We start from the raw sequence: 20,438 nt of genomic DNA on the forward strand, positions 1-20,438 counted from the left end.
GAAAAGGTCTCACACAGAGGGCACAGAGAACACAGAGGAACAGCGGAAGAGATTGAAGTTCTCTCCGTGTCCTCCGTGTCCTCTGTGTGATGCCAATCTGTTTCTCGCGAACCAGAACAATGCTCGGAAACGTGGTATCACACGGAGTCAACGGAGTCAACAGAGAACCCCGCAGTTCTCCGTTGACTCCGTTGACTCCGTGTGAGGCTTTTGAATGTCAGCCTTCCGTCGCGGCGCCCGTCTCCACCGGGAGGCGGATGGTGAACGCCGTCCCCGCTTCGCCCGTCTCCACCGTGATCTCGCCGCCGTGCTCCTGGACGATGCGGCGGCAGATGGCGAGGCCCAGCCCCGTCCCCTCGTCCTCGGGCTTGGTGGTGAAGAAGGGGTCGAAGATGTGCGGCAGCGCCGCGGAGGGGATCGGCGGGCCGTCGTTGGCGAAGCGCACCGAGAGCGCGTCGCCGCCCTCCTCCACCGCCACCGACACGTCGAGCCGCGACCCCCGCTCGCGCAGCGCGTGCCCCGCGTTCAGCACCACGTTCAGGAACACCTGCCGCAGCTGGTGCGGGTCGGCGACGACGAGGGGCAGCGCCTCGGGCACGTCGGCCGAGACGCGGATGCGGGAGGCCTCCAGATCCTTGCGGGTGAGCGCCAGCGTACCGCGCACCACCTCGCCCACGTCCACCGGGCGGCGCTCCACCGGCTGGCGCCGCGCGAAGGCCAGCAGATCGGCGGCGATGCGGTGGCAGCGCTCGACCGCGTCCAGGATCTCGCGCAGCTGCCCCGCCGTGGCCTCGTCGCCCGCGCGGCGCAGCAGGAGCTGCGCGTGCGCCGAGATCACCGCCAGCGGGTTGTTCAGGTCGTGCGCCACCCCCCCGGCCAGGAGCCCCAGTGTGGAGAGCCGGTCGCGCTCGCGCAGGTGGTCCTCCATGCGCCGGTGCTCGTCCACCAGCCGCTTGTTGCGCAGGTGCGCCGCGATGCGGGCCCGGAGCTCCGCCCCGCGGAACGGCTTGGCCACGTAGTCGCTGGCTCCCGCGTCGAACGCCGCGTACACGCTCTCGGGGTCGGTCTTGGCGGTGACCATCAGGATCGGCAGGCGCAGCGGGTCCCAGCGGGCGCGCGCCCGGTGGCACACCTCGAGCCCGGAGACGCGCGGGAGCATCCAGTCCAGCAGCAGCAGGTCGGGGGCGCCGTCCTCCTCCAGCATGCGCAGCGCCTCCTCGCCGTCTCCGGCCACGCTCACCTCGTAGCCGAACTGCTGCAGCATCTGCCGCAGCACCCGCGCGGCGGCCGGGTCGTCCTCGGCGATCAGGATGCGCTCGCCGTGCGTCTCGTCCAGGCGCCCGCCGGGGGGCTCGGGCGCGCTCACAGCAGCCTCCCCCCCTCCGCCAGCCGGGCGCGCAGCTCGTCGGCCGAGTGCGCCAGCAGCCCCAGCATCGCCGCGGGGTCCACCGCGCGGCGCTCGGTAGTGAAGAGGCGGAAGGCGCGGGCCGTGTAGTACAGCTCCTCGGCCATGCGCGGCAGGTCGATGAGCCCCGCGCTCCCCTCGTCGGTCAGCCGGTGCACGGAGCCGTCGCGGCGCAGCAGCAGCAGGTCGAGCCCCAGCATCCGCGGCTTCTCCGGGTAGTCGATGAACGCGCCGCCCTCCTCCACCCCCAGCTCCTCGGCCAGCTGGGTCTCCAGCTCGTAGAGCAGCCGCGGGTCGTCGTAGAGCCATTCCTCGGCCGGCAAGCCCTGCATCGCCTCGCCCGAGAGCTCCAGCGCCCGCTTCGGCAGCCGCCGCTCGCGCAGCGCCGGGAGCCACCGCTCGGCGATCCGCCGCGCGGGCGCCTCGCCGCGCCCGCACGCGCGAGCTTCGATCATGGCCAGCAACCGCTCGTCGGACTGCCCCACCAGCTCGTCGGGGCGCACCAGGCGGCCGTCCACCGCGTCCTGCACCAGCCGCTTGTACACCGAGGTGGCCGCGCGCACGGCGTGGTGCCAGTACACGTTGCGGAACATCTGGTACTTGGAGAAGAGGAGCGACTCCAGCGCCGAGAGCCCCTTCTCGTGCACCCCCACCTCCACGCGGCCCGTGGCGGGGTCCGGCAGGAGGGTGAGCGCGTGCAGCAGCCGGTCCACGTCCACCTGCCCGTACGGGACGCCGCAGAAGAGCGCGTCGCGGCGCAGGTACTCGATCTTGTCCAGGTCCAGGCTCCCGGCCACCAGCCCCTGCAGCGGGCTGTCGGAGCGGGTGCGGATGAGCGCCTCGATGCGCGCCGGGGCGTCGGGCGCCACCCGCTCCAGGGCGGAGGCGATGCGGGGCGCGGCCAGGAAGCGCGCGGTGAGCGCCTCATGGCGGCCGGGGACCCACTCGCCCCCCAGCTCCTCCAGCGCGTGGCTGAACGGGTAGTGCCCGATGTCGTGCAGGAGCGCCGCGTACGGCACCAGCGCGCACTCGGCGGCGTCGACCCCGTCCAGCTCGCCGCGCTCGCCCAGCAGCCCCAGCGCCCAGCGGGCCAGGTGGTACACGCCCAGCGCGTGGTCGAAGCGGGTGTGCGTGGCGCCGGGGTACACCAGGTAGGCCAGCCCCAGCTGCCGCACGTGGCGCAGCCGCTGGAACTCCGGCGTGTCGATCAAGGCCAGCGCCGTGGGGTCCAGCCGGATGGTGTTCCAGAGCGGGTCGCGGACGACCTCGAACTCGTGCGGCGGGTGCTGGTCGGAGGCGCGCATGGGGAGGGGGAGAGTACGCCCCGCCGCGGGGCGCGTCAAGCAGGTGGACGAACTTGACGGGGATGAACGGCAGGGGACAGGGACAGGTTACAGGGGAAAGCCGGCGAACAACTTCGTCGTCCCGAGCAGATCTCGCGTCCCCTCGTATCGAGCGAAGCGAGGAGGTCCCTCCCCCAGGCTGTTTTTGGGGGAGGGACAGGCGCCTCGAGCGCCCGGGAGAGGGCCCGCCGCCGCGCGGACGTCCGTCGAGAGGCTCACCCTCCCGCCCGCGCCAGCGTGCACGTGGCGGGGTTGCTCACCGGCGCGCCGCCGCTGCCCATCCGCCCCACGAAGACGGCGGTGCACGTCCACGCGCCGCCCGGCCCCGGCGCGATCCGGTGATTGAACGTCCCCAGCAGCCCCTCGTGGTCCACGTCCGCGCCCACGTCGTAGGCGCCGTTCGTCCACGCGCCGAGCTGCACGTCGGGGTCGAAGCCCGGCACCTCCCAGCGCCCGTCGATCCGCTCCCGGGTGACGCTCGTGACCACCAGCACCCCGCGGAACAGGTGCGGCCGGGCGGCCCCGGGCGGCAGGTAGCGGCCGGTGTACTCGTAGCGCCCCGGCTCGGGCGCCGGCGAGGAGCCCGGCTGCCCGCGCGGGCAGGCGGCGAGGAGCAGCAGGGCGGGGACGACGATCAGCCGCTTCACGTTCGCTCTCCCGTGGTGGAGGCCGCGGCGGGCGCGACCGACGCTTCCGCCGGCGGGTCGGAGGCGTGCTCGGCCGCCACGCGCTCGGGGTTGCGCACCACGCGGTCGTCGGCCTCCGCGGACGTCGCCGCGGGGGCCCCGTCCGCGCGCGGCAGGGCCAGGGTGAAGACGGAGCCGCGCCCCGGCGTGCTCTCGGCCCACACGTCGCCGCCCATGGCGCGCGCCAGGTCGCGGCTGATGGCCAGCCCCAGCCCCGTCCCCTCGCGCTGGGCGGAGAGGCCCCGCTCCAGCTGCACGAACGGCTCGAAGACGCTCTCCAGCCGCTCCGGCGGGATCCCCGGCCCCGTGTCGTGCACGCGGAAGAGCACCCGCCGCCCGTTGGGGACGCACTCCAGGCGCACCCTGCCTCCGTCGCCGGTGAACTTGACCGCGTTGGAGAGGAGATTCAGCAGCACCTGCCCCGCCTTGTCGGGGTCCGCGCGCACCGCCGGGGGCACGGCCGGCAGCCGGCGCTCATAGCGGATCCCCCGCGCCTCGGCCTGCGGCAGGATCAGCGGCTCCACCCCCGCCACCAGCTCGGCCGCCGGCACCGTGCCCAGGCGCAGCTCCACCCGCCCCGCCTCGATCTTGGCGAAGTTCAGCACGTCGTTGATGAGCAGGAGCAGGTGCCGCTGGCTGCGCCGGATCCTGGCCAGCGCCTCGCGCTGCTCCTCGGTCACCGGGCCGTGGATCCCCATCTCCAGCAGCTGCGCGTAGCCGGCGATGGCGTTCAGCGGCGTGCGCAGCTCGTGGCTCATCACCGCCAGGAAGTCCATCTTGGCCCGGTTGGCCTCCTCGGCCTCGGCGCGGGCGCGGCGCTCGCGCACCAGCGACGCCTCGCGCTCGCGGTCCACGTCGCGCACGGTGGAGGCGGCGCGGAACACCAGCGCGGCGAAGGCCCCCACCAGCAGGATGGCGAAGACGGAGACGGCCGGCTCGGGCTCGATCCAGCCGTGCCGCCGCGCGTGCAGCCACAGGTAGCCGAGCCCCGTGGGGATCAGGAGCGCCGCGGGGAGGAGCTGGCGCGCCATCACCCCGCTGGCGTCGTCGCCGGTGACCAGCGCCGCGTAGCCGTGGTCGGGCCGGGCGAAGAAGACCCCCAGGTTGAGCGCCAGGAAGCCGAGCGCCGAGAGGAGCGACATCCCGCCGGTGAAGGGCCCGGCCGTGTAGAGCGAGCGCACCCCGAAGGCGTGCCCCACCAGCGCCAGGAAGGCGATCAGGAAGCCCGCCGCCGCCAGGAGCTGCGAGCCGCGCCAGCCGCGGCGGGTCTCCTGCGCCGCCAGCGGGAGGGCCAGCCCGGCCAGCATGAAGCCGACCGCCGTGTTGATCCCCATCCGCCGCGCGCTCTCGCCCGAGAAGCGCCGCGCCGCGTCGGGGAAGACCAGCGCGTCCCAGTTCACCTCCACCCCGGCGGCGCGCACCAGGAGCGCCGCCACCCCGATCCCCGCCACGGCGGCCGAGAGCACCAGCCCGGCCAGGCGCGCCTTCCGCGGCGTCTCCTCGCGCAGGAGCCAGAGCGCCGCCCCGGCCAGCACCAGCCCCGCCGCCGTGTCGGGGAGCATGGGGACGCGGTCGTGGAAGGCGCGCGCCAGCGTCCCGTCGCCCAGCGCCCACCCCAGCAGCACCAGCACCCCCAGCGCCACGGCGGCGATCGCCATCGCGGCGGAGAGGCGCCCGAAGGGGGGCACCGTGCGGGTGTGCTCGGAAGACCTTGCCACGGCCCCGGTTCGAAGATCACGGTCCATCCCCGGCTTCCCGGCAAGATCCGCGCTCTCCCGGCGCGGAGGCGGGAGGCCCGGCAGGGCCGGGATCCGCGCCGGCCGGTGCGGCCCCGCGCCCCGCGGGTGGGGCGCGCGTGTCCCGGCCGGGCGTGGGCGCAACACCGGGCCGCGGGGCGCGCGGCGGCGCAAATTCCGGCGCACCAGCTGCTTGCGAAATCCGGCGCCATGGGCACGGCTGCTGCTGCCGGGTGGTGCGGACCGACGGCTTCATGACGGACGACTTTGATGTGGAGGTGATGCATGCCACGGCGCTGGATCCCGCTTCCGCTCGTCCTCACCCTCGCCGCCGCTCCGCTCGGCGCCCAGGGGCCCGAAGAGCTCGCCGCGCCGGCCGGGGCCGCTCCCGCGCCCGCCGCGCTCCTCCACGGCGGCGAGTTCCTGAGCATCTGCATCCCGGAGCCGGGCACCCGGGCCGGGCTGCGCGACGTGCAGGCGCAGGTGCACTCCGCCACGGGCGACACCTTCGTGGTCGTGCGCCGCGACCTCCTTCCCCTGGCGATGGTGGCGCCGCGCGCGCGCAGCTACGCGGCGGGGGAGTGGCTGGCGCGGGGAGAGCCGGTCCGCGTGGGCGGCCGGGACTACGGCCCCACGGGCGAGCGGGCGATGGCCACGGCGAGCGAAATGGAGCCGGCGGGGATCTTTCGCGAGGTCCGCCTCTTCCGCCGGCGGACCGGTCGGCCGGCCGGGGAGATCTACGTTCCCGTCGGCCCCGGGTGCGAATTCGCGGTGTACCGCGCCGGCGACGCGCCCGTCCGGAACGGCCGTACCACGTGGTACCGTCCGCTGCGCAGCATGGAGCTCCTGTACGCCACGAATCGGGTCCCCACCGGGAAGCCCGAACCCGCCCGCTATTATGGGAACGAGAACCGCGGGATGGAGTGGGGGCGGTTGCGGGTGAGCATCCCTCCCGGCCACCGGCTGGGCCACATCGAGCTTCCCCGCAGGCCTCTCGGCGTCGGAGTCGAGCGGACCGACAGCCTCTCGCACATGATCCTGCGGAGCCTTCAGACGGGCGACGTCGCCGCGGGCGAGCGGCGCCCGGTGCTCGTCTTCATCCACGGCTACAACACCACCTTCCAGGAGGCGGCGTGGCGCGCGGCGCAGCTCGCCCACGACCTCGACTTCGAAGGCGTGCCGTACTTCTTCAGCTGGCCGTCACAGGGCCGGCTGCTGGGGTATGGTGCGGACGTGACGATGGTCGAACGCTCGCGCCGGCACTTCGCTGCCTTCCTCGACAGCCTGGTGAAGGTGTATGGGGCCGACAACCTGAACGTCGTGGTCCACAGCATGGGCCACCGGGGGTTCGTCCAGGCGGTCGAGGACATGCGGCGTGCCGGCAGGAGCGGAAAGCTGTTCAACGTGGTGGTGATGGCGTCGCCCGACCGCGACTACGAGGTCTTCGCCGAGCAGGATCTCCCCGTGGTGCTCGAGGCCGCCGGCCGGGTCGCCGTTTACGCCTCGCGCCACGACGTCGCGCTCTCCTTCTCCGGGTTCATCCACGGCCGCCGCCGGGCCGGGGGGCCGGAGCTGCTCGCAGCGGTCGACTCCACGGCGCTAGAAGTGATCGACACCTCGCACCGCAGCGGCGACTTCACCGGCCACTCCGACTACGCCCAGAGCCCGGCCGTGCTCGCCGACATCTTCCTGCTGCTGCGGGGGCGCTCTCCCGGGCAGCGCAACCTGGTCGAGCACCCCTCCGACCGGGGCAGGCACTGGGACTTCCGGCCGTGATAACAGTTTGCAGAGGATCGTTCGGGTATAGGTCCTGAAAAATCTCACACGGAGACACAGAGGCACGGAGAAAAACGAAGGTCTTCGGTTCTCTGTGCCCACCCGGAGGAGAAAGACGCGAAGACGGGCCGGGGATGCGCTCCCCGGCCCGCCGTGCTTCGTACTCCCGTACTTCCGTACTTCCGTACTCCCGTACTTTCTTACTTCCGTGCTCTACTCCGGCCTCGGCCCCGCGCTCTTCACCGCGTCGGACACGCGGTCGGCGAAGCGCCCGAAGTTGTCGGCGAAGAGCCCCGCCAGCTTCTTCGCCTGCTCGTCGTAGGCGGCCGGGTCGGGCCAGGTGCCGCGGGGGACCAGCACCTCGGAGGGCACGCCGGGGACGGCAGCCGGCACCGCCAGGTTGAAGTACGGCACCGTGGTGGTCTCCACGCCGTCCAGCTCGCCCGCGAGCGCGGCGCGCACCATGGCGCGCGTGTGGGCCAGGTTCATCCGGTGGCCCACGCCGTAGGGGCCGCCTGTCCACCCGGTGTTCACCAGCCACACCCGGCTGCCGTGCTCCTCCAGCTTCTTCCCCAGCATCTCGGCGTAGACGCCCGGGTGCAGCGGGAGGAACACCGCGCCGAAGCACGCGCTGAAGGTGGGCTGCGGCTCCTTCACGCCGCGCTCGGTCCCCGCCACCTTGGCCGTGTAGCCGGAGAGGAAGTAGTACATCGCCTGCTCGCTCGTCAGCCGCGAGATCGGCGGGAGCACGCCGTAGGCGTCGGCGGTGAGGAAGACGATGTTCTTCGGGTGGCCGCCGCGCGCCTCGGGGACGTGGTTCTCGATGTAGTGCAGCGGGTAGCTGACGCGCGTGTTCTCGGTGAGCGACTGGTCGTCGAAGTCCACGCGCCGGCTCTCGTCCACCACGCAGTTCTCCAGCACGGTGCCGAACATGCGCGTGGTGGCGTAGATCTCGGGCTCGCCCTCCTTCGAGAGCTTGATGGCCTTGGCGTAGCAGCCGCCCTCGAAGTTGAAGATCCCGTCGTCGCTCCAGCCGTGCTCGTCGTCGCCGATCAGGGCGCGCTCGGGATCGGCCGAGAGGGTGGTCTTCCCCGTCCCCGACAGCCCGAAGAAGAGCGCGGTGTCGCCCTGCGCGCCCACGTTGGCCGAGCAGTGCATGGAGAGCACGCCGTGCTCGTGCGGCAGCAGGTAGTTGAGCAGGCCGAAGACGCTCTTCTTGATCTCGCCGGCGTAGCGGGTGCCGCCGATCAGCACCTCGCGCCGGCCGAAGTGGATGAGGATGAAGGTGCTGGTGCGGGTGCCGTGGCGCTCCGGGTCGGCCTCGTACTCGGGGGCGTGCAGGATGGTGAAGCCCGGCTCGAACGCCTCCATCTCGTCCAGCGTGGGCCGGCGGAACATGTTGTAGGCGAACAGGTTGTGCCACGCGTTGGGGGTGACCACCCGCACCCCCAGGCGGTAGCGCGGGTCGGCGCCCGCCCACATGTCGCGCACGAACAGGTCCTGGCCCTCCAGGTGCGCCAGCACGTCCTCGCGCAGCCGGTCGTAGTGGGCGGCCTCGAAGGGGACGTTGACCTTCCCCCAGTCCACGTCGCCCTCGGACGAGGGCTCGCGCACGATGAAGCGGTCGTTGGGCGAGCGGCCGGTGTGCGGCGTGGTCACGGCGTTGAAGGGCCCGCCGTCCACCAGGATCCCCTCGCCGCGGCGGATGGCGTGCTCCACCAGCTCGACGGGGTTCAGGTTCCAGAAGACCGCGCCGGGGTTGCGGATGCCGTGCCGGTCGAGCCCGTACCGGCTCTCGTGCCCGAACGACGGGGCGGCCGCCTCGGCGGGGTTCAGCGTGGTAGCCATGCGTGCGTGCTTCGTGGGTTCGGGAAAAGCCTCCCGCCGCCCGCGCCCGCGGCGGGGGGCGAAAGCGGGAAATGCTAGCACTCCCGCCTGCACGCGGCAAGCCAGCGGGTGACGGCGGGTACGGAGTACGGGGTACGTGGTACGTAGCGCGAGGTCCGCCGCCGCGTACCCCGTATCGATCTTTCGAAATCCGCCCGCGCGCCCGCGCCGTACCTCCCGCGTCACTGCAGACCCGAACCGAGAGGAGGCGAGAGATGACGACGCAGGAGATCCGGGACCTGGTGCGCACCGTCTACGACGCGTACAACGCGCGCGACTTCGACCGCAGCGCGTCGCTGGTGGCGGAGGACGCGGAGCTGGTCAACGTGGCCACCGGGCAGGTGTTCCGCGGCCGCGAGGGCTTCGTGGCCTTCCTGAAGGGCTGGGCGGCGGCGTTCCCCGACAGCGCGGTGGAGGTGGCGGGCCTCAAGGCGGACGAGACCGGCGCGGCGGTGGAGTTCGTGGGCCGCGGCACGCACACGGGGCCGCTCGCCGGGCCGGCGGGGACGATCCCGCCCACGGGGCGCCGCGTGGAGATCCGCTTCCACGACGCGTGGGAGGTGCGGGGCGAGAAGATCGCGCGCGGGCGCACCTACTTCGACGCGCTGTCGATGCTGGCGCAGCTCGGGGTGCTCCCCGCGCCGGGCGCGGTGGACCTCACCGGCGTGGAAATCGGCGGCCCGGCGGGGGTGGGCGGTTGACCTTCCGGCCGGCTCCGGCGCGGGGCCCTCACCCGCCGCCTGAGAGCGGCAACCCTCTCCCAACTTCGGGAGAGGGTGGACTTTACGAGGGGCGCGGCGCGGAGACGGACGGTTTTCGTAGGGGCGAGGCCTGCCTCGACCGGCGGACGCCAGGTCATGCGAGAGAGGCGGGCTGACGTGTCGGAGCAGCCTCCGCGGACTCGCAGGCTCGCCCCTACGAAATTCATCGGGGCGACGAGATCCGCGTGAGGGATGCGCGCCCGACAGGGCCGGGACGCCGCCGCCACAGGGGTATCGTGGCGGCGGTGGCCCGGCGCGGTTGGGCACAGTCGTATCGTGCCCTACCGCGCGCGCAGCCCGGCCCGGAGCGCAGCGGAGGGACACGCCCAAACCCGCAGTGCGAAGTGCGAGAGTGCGAGAGTGCGAAAGTGAAAGTGCGAAGAGGGCCCCCGCGCCGGCTGCGGGGGCCCTCTCTCGTCATCCATCACCGACCGCTCGCGAGGACTACTGCGGCGGGCGGGAGGTGGGCTGGCCGGGGAGCGCGCCCTGGGGGGCGCGGCCGGTGGCGCGCATCAGGCGCAGCTGCAGATCCTTGCCGCGCTCGATCAGGCGGTCGGTCTCGGGCTCCACCTGCACCATGCGGCTGTGCAGCTGCTCTTCCAGCACACGCGCCCGCTGGGCGATGGCCGGCTGGCGCATCACGGCCTGCTGCGCGGCCATGAAGCGCGCCTGGATCTGCGACAGCTCGCGGTTGAGCTCGCGGAGCCGCACCCGGTCGCCGCGCTGCTGGGCGGCGGCGCCCTCGGCCTGGATCTGCCGCACGCGCCCGGCCAGGGCGTCCAGGCCGGGGTCTTGCCGCTGCATGGCCGCCTTCACGTCGCGCATGAAGGCCTCCTGCGCGGTGCGCAGCTGCGCGTCCTGCATGGCGCGGTTGTGCGCGGCCTGCAGCCGCGCGCTGATCCGCTGCAGCTCGTTGAACCAGGTGCGCGCGGCGGCCTCGGCGGTGGCGGACGGCGAGGGCGGGCGGGTGCTCATCTGCCGCTGCTGCGCCGCGAGCGCGGCGGGCACGGCCAGGAAGGTGACGGCGAGCGCCGCCGCCCGCGAAAGTCGGTTCACCGGAATGCTTCTCCGTGCTGGGGAAAGTCGGCCCGGCGCGAGCGCGCGGGCCGTCTCTGGAGCGGAGCGCCCGCGTCTCCCGGGGAAGCGCGGGCGCCACTACAACCCCGAAGCGCTCCCCAGGTTTCACCGCGCCGAATCGGGGATGCGCCTCGTCCGGCCCGGTACGGGACGCCGGCGGTCCGGAGCGCCCGCCAGCCGCGCCGGGAGCGAGCCACCCGTGGGGGGCGGGCAGATCCCCCGGGTCGCTGCCGCGCCCCTCGGGAGGACAGCGGATCGGCGGCCGATCCGCGGTCCTTCCACCGTCTGGCGTACCTCTACGGCGCCGCCCCCGCGCCGGAGCTGTCCGGCGGCGGCGGAGGCGGAGGAGCGGGCGACGGGGACGGCGGCGGCGCGGGGCTCACCGGGCGGCCCAGCACCTTGGGCGGCGCCGGGTCGCCGTCCCCTTCCGCGACGGCGGGCGGGGGAGGCGGAGGCGTCACCGCGGTGCGCGGCGGGCGGCGGCGGCCGTCCGTGGCCGTGCGCGGGGGGGTGGCCGGCGCGGTGGGCGGCACCACCACGGGGGCCTCGACGCTCCCCGGCAGCGGCGCGGGCGGGGCCACGCCCTCGCCGCGGCGGCGGCGCCGCTCCTCCAGCTCGGGCCAGTAGACGCCGCGCTGCTCCAGGTCGCTCGCCCCGGTGGTGTCGTCGTAGGCGTAGCCGCCCCACTCCTCGTCGTACCACGCCGAGTCGCCCATGGCCATCCCGGGGTAGGGCGCCATCGGGTAGCAGGTGCGCCGCGGCGGGAGCGAGTGCACGAAGTACTCGGTGTACGTCTCGCCGGTGGGCGGGCAGCTGGCGTCCATCGCCATCCCCGTGCGCCGGTCCACCTGCTCGCTCACCACGCCCGGCGGCGGCCCCCACTCCAGCGGCATGCGCCGGCCGGCGTACACGCGGCTCATGATGCGCCCCCACACCGGCGCGGCCATGGTGCCGCCCGAGGCGCCGGGGACGATCGGCTCGGGGTGGTCGAAGCCGAACCAGACGGCGCCCACCAGGTCGGGGGTGTAGCCCACGAACCACACGTCGGTGGCCGAGTTGGTGGTCCCCGTCTTCCCGGCCGCGGGGCCGCGGAAGCCGGCGGCGCGCACCGGGGTGCCCGTCCCCCGGTCCACCACGTCGCGCAAGAGCGTGGTGAGCACGAACGCCTCGGCCGGGTCCAGCACGCGCCGGCCCGCGCCTTCGCCCGTGTCCTCCCACAGCACCTCGCCGTCGCGAGTCTCGATGCGGCGCAGCACGGTGGGGGTCACCAGCACGCCGCCGTTGGCGAAGGCGGCGTACGCGGAGACCAGCTCCACCGGGCGCACCTCGGCGGCGCCCAGCGCGGTGGCGGGGACGTCGGGGATGTCGGTGGAGATCCCCAGCTCGTGCGCGGTCTGGATCACCTCGTCCATCCCCACCTCTTCGGCCACCCGCACGGTGACGGAGTTCTTGGAGCGGGTGAGCGCCTCGCGCATGGTCATGGGCCCGTCGTAGCGGCCCGTGTAGTTGCGCGGCGCCCACACCTGCCCGCCGGTCAAAACCATCCGCACGGGCGCGTCCTGGTACACCTGCGTGGGGGGGATCCCCCGCTGCAGCGCGGCCAGGTAGACGAAGGGCTTGAAGGCGGAGCCGGGCTGGCGGCGCGCCTGGAAGGCGCGGTCGTACTTGGAGTCCTCGAAGTCGCGCCCGCCCACCAGCGCGCGCACGGCGCCGGTGCGCGCGTCCATCACCATCGCCATCCCCTGCAGGTACGGGGTGACGCCGTCCTCGGTCTCGCCCCTGGTCCGCGCGTAGGTGGGGTGCCGGTACGCCCCGAAGCGCCCGGCCTCGATGGCCGCCAGCTGCTGCGCGACCTCCTCCTCGGCGGCGCGCTGGGCGGCGGGGTCGAAGGTGGTGTGGACGCGCAGGCCCGCCGTGTAGACGCGCTCGCCCATGCGCTCCTCCAGCTCGTGGCGCACGCGCTCGATGAAGTACGCGCCGCTCCCGGCCGGGGCCGTGGCGCGGCGCAGCCGGATCGGGGTCGAGAGCGCCTGGTCGGCGTCGGCCTGGCTCACGTAGCGGGCCTTCGCCATCTCGCGCAGCACCAGGTTGCGGCGCCTGAGCGCCGCCTGGCGGTCTTCGCGGGGGTTGATGCGCGAGGGCGAGACGGGGAGGCCGCCCAGCACGGCGGCCTCGGCGAGGGTGAGGTCGGCGGCGGACTTGCCGAAGTAGGTCTGCGCGGCGGCCTCGACGCCGTAGGCGCCCTCGCCCAGGTAGATGTGGTTGAGGTACAGCTCCAGGATCTTGCGCTTGTCGAACTTGCGCTCGATCTGCCGCGCGATGCGCACCTCCATCACCTTGCGCCGGAGCGACCTCGAGCGGTAGTCGAGCCGCTCGGGGAAGAGGTTCCGGGCCAGCTGCATGGTGATGGTGCTGGCCCCCTGCTCCACCCCGCCCGCCCTGACGTTGCGGAAGAGCGCGCCGAAGAAGCGCTTCCAGTCCACGCCGCCGTGGTCGAAGAAGCGGCGGTCCTCCACGGCCAGGAAGGCCCTGGGGAGGTACTCGGGGAGCGAGTCGAGGGGGACCACGCGCCGGTTGACGGTGGCCAGGGTGCCGAAGGGCTCGCCGTCCTTGTCGAGCAGCTCCGAGCCTTCGGCCTCGAACTTCTCCAGCTCGGTGACGGGGGCGCACCCGCCGAAGCCGCAGGGGGCGAACCAGAGCCAGGCGAAGCCGGAAACGAGCAGCGCGGCCACGGCGAGGAGCGCGATCTTGAGCTTGCGGTTCATCCTGCTTTCGCTCTCGGTTCCCCGCCGGTGGAGCGCGTGTCAGCTCGCTTTTACGGCCTTCTGCCCTCCTGTGCCGGCGGCGGGGGTGGGTTCACGTAGTCTTCGGGGCGCGGGACCCGGGCCTGGCCGGGGAACACCGGCCGGCCGGGGAGCTCCGGCGTGGGGTCAACGAACCCGCCGTCGGAGCGGGGGCCGGGGCACGAGGCCTCGGGCGCGTGCCGGGCGGCGAAGTAGTCCAGGGTGCCGCCCCAGGGGCAGTCCGCCGAGAGCACCCGCCCGCCGCTCATGCGGCGCATCACCACGTCCGGCGGGCGCTTCCAGGCCTCGGGGGGCTTGCGCCCCAGGTACGCCCTACGCATAACGCGGGCCCACACCGGCACCGCCAGCGTCCCCCCGGTGGCCCCCGCCATGATGGTCTGCGGGTGGTCGAGCCCCAGCCAGACGCCCGCCAGCAGGTCCGGGGTGTAGCCCACGAACCAGACGTCCGTGTTGTCGTTGGTGGTCCCCGTCTTCCCCGCGGCGGGGACGTCGTAGCTGAGCCCGCCCACGGCCGGGTCGCGCGCCAGGTAGCCGGTGCCGCGGTCCACCACCTCGCGCAGCATGTCGGTGAGGATCCAGGCGACGGCCGGGTCCACCGTGGGCTCGGGGTACTGCGGCGGCTGCCAGAGGAGCTTCCCCTGGTGGTCCTCGACGCGCACGACGTAGCGCGGCTCCACCCGGTAGCCGCCGTTGGCGAACGTTGCGTAGGCGGCGATCATGTCGGCCGGGTAGACGGCCGCGGCGCCGATGTACACCGAGGGCCACCCGGGGATGCGGGTGCCGATCCCGGCGCGCTCGGCCAGGCCGCGCACCTTCTCGATCCCCGTCTCGCGCCCCAGGCGGATGGTGGCCAGGTTGCGCGAGTTCCGGAGCGCCGAGCGCAGCGTCACGTACCCGCCGTAGCTGCCGTCGTAGTTCTTGGGGCTCCAGACCGTGCCGCCCGTCTGGATCGAGAGCGGCCCGTCGGAGACCGAGTACAGCGGCGACTTGCCGTCTTCCAGCGCGGCGGCGTAGACGAACGGCTTGAACGACGAGCCCGGCTGGCGGAGCGCCTGCGTGGCGCGGTTGAACTGCGACTGGCGGAAGTCCCGCCCGCCCACCAGGGCGCGCACCACGCCGCTGCGGGGGTCCATCACCATCACCACCCCCTGCAGGTACGGGGTGGTGGGCCCGGCGGCGGCGCCGGCCTTCAGCGAGCGGGTGTACGCCTCGTAGGTGGGGTGCCGGTAGGGGCCGTGCTGCCCCCGCTCGATCGAGCGCAGGTGCTCTTCCAGCGCCTTCTCGGCGGTCTCCTGCAGCACGGGGTCGATCCCGGTGTGGATCCTGAGGCCCCCCGTGTAGAGCAGCTCGCCGAACTGCGCCTCCAGCTCGCGCCGCACCTGCTCCACGAAGTAGGGGGCGCGGATGGCGCCGCGCGGGGGCGGCAGCACCAGCGGCTGGGCCCTGGCGCGCGCGGCCTGCTCGGGCGAGATCACGCCGTTGGCGGCCATGCGGTCGAGCACGTGGTTGCGCCGCCGCTGGGCGCGGTCGGGGTGCTCGCGCGGGTTGTAGGCGCTGGGCGCCTGGGGGAGCCCGGCCAGGGTGGCGGCCTCGAGGAGGGAGAGCTGCGAGGCCGGCTTGTTGAAGTAGGTGCGGGCGGCGGCCTCGATGCCGTAGGCGCCGGCGCCCAGGTAGATGTGGTTGAGGTACAGCTCCAGGATGCGCCGCTTGGAGAGGCTGCGCTCCATCTCCAGCGCCAGCTTGACCTCGGCCAGCTTGCGGCGGATGCTCTTCTCCCCCGGCGGGAGCTGCTGGGGGAAGAGGTTGCGGGCGAGCTGCATGGTGATGGTGCTGCCGCCCGAGGCCCCGAAGCCGCCCACGATGTTGTCGCGGATGGCGCCCACCACGCGGATCGGGTCCACCCCCTCGTGCTCGAAGAAGCGCTCGTCCTCGACGGAGACGAACGCCATCGGCACGTAGCGCGGCAGCGTGCGGATGTCGATGACGGTGCGCCGCTCGCGCGAGAACGAGCCCAGCAGGTTGCCGCGCGCGTCGAGCACCTGGCTGGACTGCCGGGGCGAGAAGTCCTGCACCTGCTGGGCGGTGGGGCAGGTCCCCGAGCAGGCGCGCGTCCAGGCGGCGGCCAGGGCGCCGGTGGAGCAGGCGCCCAGGCTCACCGCGGCCAGCCCGGCCACGATCTTCCGCTCGTGCCGGTCGCCCCAGGCCTCGCGCAGGCGCCGCCAGGCCCGCTCCGCGCGGGTGCGCCACACGTCGGTGTCCAGTCGCTTCCAGGTGACGGCCATACCGCTTCCGCTCCTCGGGAGAAACCGCTCCTCGCTTCTGCGGGAATGTGCGCTATATAGATACACTTCGCGCACCCGCCGTGCCACGTCCGGCCGCGGACAAGCGTGAGGACCGGGTTCGCGTCGACGCGAGGCAACCTCTTGGAACGCTACGACCTGGCGGTCATCGGGGGAGGGACGGCGGGGCTGGTGTCGGCGGCCGTCTCGGCGGGGATCGGGGCGAAGACGGCGCTCGTGGAGCAGCACCGCCTGGGCGGCGAGTGCCTGTGGACCGGCTGCGTGCCGTCCAAGGCGATCATCCGCTCGGCGGCGGTGCTGGCGGCGGTGCGCCGCGCGGCGGAGTTCGGGCTCGACGTCGGCGGCGGCGCGGCGGACTTCGCGCGGGTGATGGAGCGCGTGCGGGGCGCCATCGCGGCGATCGAGCCGCACGACTCGCCGCAGCGCTTCCGGGGGATGGGCGTGGACGTGGTGGAGGGCCGCGCCCGCTTCCTCTCCCCCGACGAGGCGGAGGTGGACGGGCGGCGGGTCCGGGCGAAGCGCTGGATCGTCGCCACGGGGTCGCGCACGGCCGTCCCCGACGTCCCCGGGCTGGAGGAGGCCGGCTACCTGACGCACGAGACGGTGTGGAGCCTCGGCCGTCTCCCCGAGTCGCTCCTGGTGCTGGGCGGCGGGCCGATCGGGGTGGAGATGGCGCAGGCGTTCGCGCGGCTGGGGTCGCGGGTGACGGTGGTGAGCTCGGCGGCGCACCTGCTCGACCGCGAGGACCCGGAGGTCGCCGCCGTCCTGCAGGGCCAGCTCGAGCGCGAGGGGATCGCCCTGCGCCTGGGGGCGAGGGCGGCGGCGGTGCGGGTGGAGGACGGGCGGAAGGTGGTCGCCGTGCGCGGGCCGGGCGGGGAGGCGGAGCACCGCGCGGAGGAGATCCTGGTGGCCACGGGGCGGCGGGCGAACGTGGAGGGATTCGGGCTGGAGGCGATCGGCGTCGAGTGCTTGCCGAAGGGGATCGTCGCGGACGAGTCGCTGCGCACCTCGGTGGCGAACGTCTGGGCGGCGGGGGACGTGGTGGGCCCCTACCGCTTCACCCACGTGGCCGACTACCAGGCCCGCATCGCCGCGCCGAACGCGCTCTTCCCGGTCCGCCGCAAGGTGGACTACCGCGTGGTGCCGTGGTGCACCTACACGGAGCCGGAGGTGGCGCGCGTGGGGCTGACGGAGGCCGAGGCGCGCGAGCGCTGGGGGGACAGGGCGGGCGTCTTCCGCTACGAGCACCACTCGCTGGACCGCGCCGTGTGCGACGGCGAGCCGGAGGGGCTCACGAAGATGGTGCTGGACCCCAGGGGCCGCATCGTGGGCGCGCACGTCGTCGGCCCGCGCGCGGGGGAGACGATCCACGAGGCCGTGCTGGCCGTGCGCCACCGGCTCAAGCTCTCGGACCTCTCGGGGATGATCCACGTCTACCCCACCTACCCTGAGAGCCTGAAGCGCGCCGCCGACGCCTACCTGCGCGCGAAGTACTCCGGCGGCCTGGCGCGGCGGGTGGCGGACCTGGCGGTGCGCTGGCTGGTGTAGGCCGTTTCGGAGGATGGGTCTCGACGAGGCATCGTGCCGGATGGCGAGCGCCGCGCGGGGGCCCTCTCCCTGGCGCCTGAGGCGCCTGTCCCTCCCCCAAAAACAGCCTGGGGGAGGGACCTCCTCGCTTCGCTCGATACGGGCGGGGCGCGGGATCGAGCCGTCACGACGGGGTTGGGTGGCTGTTCCCTGTAACCTGTCCCCTGTCTCCTCGCAGTTCCGCATGAGGGATGCGCGCCCGGAGGGCCGGGACGCCGCCGCCACAGGGGTTTCGTGGCGGCGGTGGCCCGGCGCGGTTGGGCACGGTCGTATCGTGCCCTACCGCGCGCGCAGCCCGGCCCGGAGCGCAGCGGAGGGACATGCCCAGACCCGTGGTTCAGACGCAAACGCAGATTTCATCTAAATTATTACAGGAACGCTATTTGCAACCACCTCCATTCCCCGCCGAGGGACGGCGGAGCGACTTCAACGGAGGAGGTGACATGGACCGCAACGAGAACCCGGGGATGGTCGAGCGGGAGATGGATGAGACCCCGGTGGAGCGCGAGGGGATGAGCGAGCGCGGGATGGGGACCGACCGCGACTCGATGCACGGCGCCGGCCGCTCGGTCGAGCGCGAGGGCATGCAGGGCGGCGGGATGGACCGCGAGAACGTCCACGAGGGCGCCGTGGAGCGCGAGGGAATGCAGGGCGGCGAGGTGGAGCGCGACGCCATGCAGGGGAGCGAGCGCGAGGGGATGATGCCCGCCACCCACGCCGACGGCGGCACCAGCGACGCCATGATGCGCGCCAGCCAGCGCGAGGGCGGCTCCGGCTACGACCGCCCCGCGGACATGACCCCCACGCGCGACATGCAGCCCGGGGACATGGGCCGGATGGAGGGCTCGCCGCGCCACGACGACTCGGAGATGGAGGGCTCCTCGCATCACGGCGGCAGGATCGACCGCGAGAGCCGCGAGGACGACTCGCTCGGGACGGACCACGCTCGCGGGACGGGCGGCCTGAACAACATGGGCCGGGACTGGTAACCCCGGCCGGCGTCGACGGAAGAAGGGGTCCCACTCGGGGCCCCTTTGCATCCGGACTTCACGGTTCTTGACAGGCAGCCGTCCGTCCGGCATTACTTGGTTGAGCGTTCAACTGACCACTTCGTGCACTTCCGTCCCCGGCCGATGAACCGCACCCGCTTCGCCCTCGCGCTCGCCCTGCTCGCCGTCCCGACGGTGGGCGCGGCGCAGACCGCGCAGCCGCAGACGCTGACCCTCGGCGGCTTCGGCTTCGAGCAGAGCATCACCGTCCCCGGCACGCCCGCCGAGGTGTTCGACGGCTTCACGGGCGACGTGCTCCCCTGGTGGGACCACCACTTCAAGGAGAACCCGCTGCGGCTGTACATCGAGCCCCGCGTCGGCGGCTGCTTCTGCGAGGTGTTCGACTCGGCGGGCAACGGCGCGCGCCACGCCGTGGTCACCTACGTCGAGCGCGGCAGGGTGCTGCGCTTCGAGGGGCCGCTGGGGCTGGCGGGGAACGCCTTCAGCATGGTGCACACCTTCGAGTTCACCCAGCGCGGCGACAGCACGCAGCTCACGCTCAAGCTGCGCGGCGTGGGCGAGATGCAGGAAGGCTGGCCGCAGGTGGTCCAGCAGGTGTGGCGCCACTTCCTGGTGGAAGCCTTCAAGCCGTGGTGGGAGCGCACCCGCGGCCGCCGGAGCTGAGCGGGACCGGGGCGAAGGGGAAGAAGAGACGATGCACGCGCAGGCCACGCGCGAGCGGCTGGTGGACGCGGCCATGCGGCTCTTCTGGGAGAAGGGCTACAACTCCACCAGCATCGCCGACGTCCTGAAGGCGGCCGACGCCAACGCGGGGAGCCTGTACCACTTCTTCCCCACCAAGCAGGACCTGCTGGCGGCCGTGCTCGACCGCTACCTGGCGGGGATCCACCCCATGCTCCTGGACCCGGCGTGGGAGGGGGTGGACGATTCGCTCGAGCGCGTCTTCGCCCTGCTGGCCAGGTACCGCGGGCTGCTGGTGGAGACGGACTGCTTCTACGGCTGCCCGATCGGCTCGCTCGCGCTGGAGCTGCACGAGCCCGACCCGCCGGTGCGCGAGCGGATGGCCGCCAACTTCGCCGCGTGGACGGCCGCCGTGGAGCGCTGCCTGACGGACGCCGGCGCCCGCCTTCCCGCCGACCTGGACCGCCACGCGCTCGCGCAGTTCATCCTGACCACGATGGAGGGCGGGGTGATGCAGGCGCGCACGCACCGCGAGATCGGCCCGTTCGACGCCTGCGTGGGCCAGCTCCACCGCTACTTCGCCGCGCTGCAGGCCGAGGCGGCCGCGGCGAGCCCCACGCCCGCCGGATAGTCCCGACCACCCATCAGGAGAAGCGCCACCCTGGCGGCCCGCCCGCCTCCTACCCACCCTTCGTGGAGGAAAGATGTCGACGAACCCTCGCAACGCCATGTTCACCGCCACCGCGATCGGCACCGCCCTGCAGGTGGCGATGGTGGTGATCGGCCACAGCGTACCCGCGGTGGCCGCCCAGTTCGCGCTGGTGGGGACGCTGCTCTCGCTGGTGGCGGGCGTGATCTACGGCGTGCTGGCGCGTGCGCCGCTGGGCCCCTCGGCGGGCGGCGGCGCCGTGGCCGGGGCGGTCTGCGCCCTGCTCGGCGTGCTGGTCTCGCTGGCCCTGGGCGACGTCACGGCGATCGTCCTGGTGATCGCCACGGTGAGCGGCATCGTCGCGGGCGCCATCGGCGGCGCCATCGCGTCGTTGTTCGGCCGGCGCAGCACCGTGGCGGCCTGACCGGCAACAGCAAGAAATCACGGAGAGCAGCAGAGAACGACGGTGTTTCTCTGCCGACTCTGCTGCTCTGCGTGATACCATTTTTCATAGCAAAGTTCTGGATATTCAGTATCCGGCGTGACATCTTAGAGGTCCGAGGAGGAGGGTCCTGTCCCCTGTGACTCGGAGGATCTGATGGCGCGCCGAACCAAGCTGGAGACGCACCTGACGCCGGAGCAGCTGAAGCAGCGCTTCCAGGCGGCGACGGACCGGTCAGAGCGCAACCACTTCCAGGCCCTCTGGCTCATCTCGCAGGGGCACACGCAAGCCGAG

At 73.3% G+C, this 20,438-nt stretch carries 15 protein-coding genes; 7 read left to right on the top strand and 8 right to left on the bottom strand.

The genetic code is table 11. The features are described 5' to 3' along the window. Nucleotides 1–217 precede the first annotated feature (217 nt). The 4 genes from VF746_07795 to VF746_07810 form a co-directional block, all read right to left on the bottom strand. Entirely contained in the window at nucleotides 218–1,366 is a 1,149-nt protein-coding gene (locus VF746_07795) for a response regulator (GenBank protein ID HEX8692302.1), read from the bottom strand. Next, on the bottom strand, nucleotides 1,363–2,709 hold the full coding sequence (locus VF746_07800; GenBank protein ID HEX8692303.1) for an HD domain-containing protein: 1,347 nt from the start codon (nucleotides 2,707–2,709) through the stop codon (nucleotides 1,363–1,365). The genes VF746_07795 and VF746_07800 overlap by 4 nt, the downstream gene beginning before the upstream one ends. A gap of 254 nt (nucleotides 2,710–2,963) precedes the next feature. Then, entirely contained in the window at nucleotides 2,964–3,395 is a 432-nt protein-coding gene (locus tag VF746_07805; protein ID HEX8692304.1) for a hypothetical protein, read from the bottom strand. Then, nucleotides 3,392–5,152, bottom strand: coding sequence for a HAMP domain-containing sensor histidine kinase (locus VF746_07810; protein ID HEX8692305.1), 1,761 nt, complete (start codon nucleotides 5,150–5,152; stop codon nucleotides 3,392–3,394). The genes VF746_07805 and VF746_07810 overlap by 4 nt, the downstream gene beginning before the upstream one ends. 303 nt (nucleotides 5,153–5,455) lie before the next feature. On the opposite strand from VF746_07810, the gene VF746_07815 reads away from it, so the two are divergent. Next, on the top strand, nucleotides 5,456–6,946 hold the full coding sequence (locus tag VF746_07815) for an alpha/beta hydrolase (protein ID HEX8692306.1): 1,491 nt from the start codon (nucleotides 5,456–5,458) through the stop codon (nucleotides 6,944–6,946). Nucleotides 6,947–7,159: 213 nt separating this feature from the next. Here VF746_07815 and pckA read toward each other — a convergent pair whose 3' ends face one another. Further along, complete coding sequence (gene pckA, locus VF746_07820; GenBank protein HEX8692307.1) at nucleotides 7,160–8,794, bottom strand: phosphoenolpyruvate carboxykinase (ATP); 1,635 nt, start codon at nucleotides 8,792–8,794, stop codon at nucleotides 7,160–7,162. Nucleotides 8,795–9,048: 254 nt separating this feature from the next. Here pckA and VF746_07825 point away from each other — a divergent pair, with 254 nt between their 5' ends. Further along, a complete protein-coding gene (locus VF746_07825; protein ID HEX8692308.1) occupies nucleotides 9,049–9,534 on the top strand; it encodes an ester cyclase in 486 nt (161 codons plus the stop codon). 504 nt (nucleotides 9,535–10,038) lie between these two features. Here the strand turns inward: VF746_07825 and VF746_07830 are convergent. The 3 genes from VF746_07830 to VF746_07840 all read right to left on the bottom strand — a co-directional run bounded on the left by VF746_07830 (nucleotide 10,039) and on the right by VF746_07840 (nucleotide 15,757). Beyond that, a complete protein-coding gene (locus tag VF746_07830) occupies nucleotides 10,039–10,650 on the bottom strand; it encodes a hypothetical protein (GenBank protein ID HEX8692309.1) in 612 nt (203 codons plus the stop codon). Nucleotides 10,651–10,967: 317 nt separating this feature from the next. After that, complete coding sequence (locus tag VF746_07835; GenBank protein ID HEX8692310.1) at nucleotides 10,968–13,436, bottom strand: PBP1A family penicillin-binding protein; 2,469 nt, start codon at nucleotides 13,434–13,436, stop codon at nucleotides 10,968–10,970. A gap of 50 nt (nucleotides 13,437–13,486) precedes the next feature. Further along, entirely contained in the window at nucleotides 13,487–15,757 is a 2,271-nt protein-coding gene (locus tag VF746_07840; GenBank protein HEX8692311.1) for a PBP1A family penicillin-binding protein, read from the bottom strand. A gap of 141 nt (nucleotides 15,758–15,898) precedes the next feature. Between VF746_07840 and VF746_07845 the strand changes: the two genes are divergently transcribed. The 5 genes from VF746_07845 to VF746_07865 all read left to right on the top strand — a co-directional run bounded on the left by VF746_07845 (nucleotide 15,899) and on the right by VF746_07865 (nucleotide 20,126). Further along, complete coding sequence (locus tag VF746_07845; protein HEX8692312.1) at nucleotides 15,899–17,323, top strand: mercuric reductase; 1,425 nt, start codon at nucleotides 15,899–15,901, stop codon at nucleotides 17,321–17,323. A 482-nt stretch (nucleotides 17,324–17,805) separates the two neighbouring features. Further along, nucleotides 17,806–18,351: a hypothetical protein gene (locus tag VF746_07850; GenBank protein HEX8692313.1), complete on the top strand. Its 546-nt coding sequence runs from the start codon at nucleotides 17,806–17,808 to the stop codon at nucleotides 18,349–18,351. 144 nt (nucleotides 18,352–18,495) lie between these two features. Next, a complete protein-coding gene (locus tag VF746_07855) occupies nucleotides 18,496–19,035 on the top strand; it encodes a hypothetical protein (protein ID HEX8692314.1) in 540 nt (179 codons plus the stop codon). Nucleotides 19,036–19,066: 31 nt separating this feature from the next. Beyond that, nucleotides 19,067–19,684: a TetR/AcrR family transcriptional regulator gene (locus VF746_07860; protein ID HEX8692315.1), complete on the top strand. Its 618-nt coding sequence runs from the start codon at nucleotides 19,067–19,069 to the stop codon at nucleotides 19,682–19,684. A 73-nt stretch (nucleotides 19,685–19,757) separates the two neighbouring features. Further along, on the top strand, nucleotides 19,758–20,126 hold the full coding sequence (locus VF746_07865) for a hypothetical protein (protein HEX8692316.1): 369 nt from the start codon (nucleotides 19,758–19,760) through the stop codon (nucleotides 20,124–20,126). Nucleotides 20,127–20,438: the final 312 nt, after the last annotated feature.

The sequence above is a fragment of the Longimicrobium sp. genome, from assembly GCA_036389795.1.
Classification (GTDB): domain Bacteria; phylum Gemmatimonadota; class Gemmatimonadetes; order Longimicrobiales; family Longimicrobiaceae; genus Longimicrobium.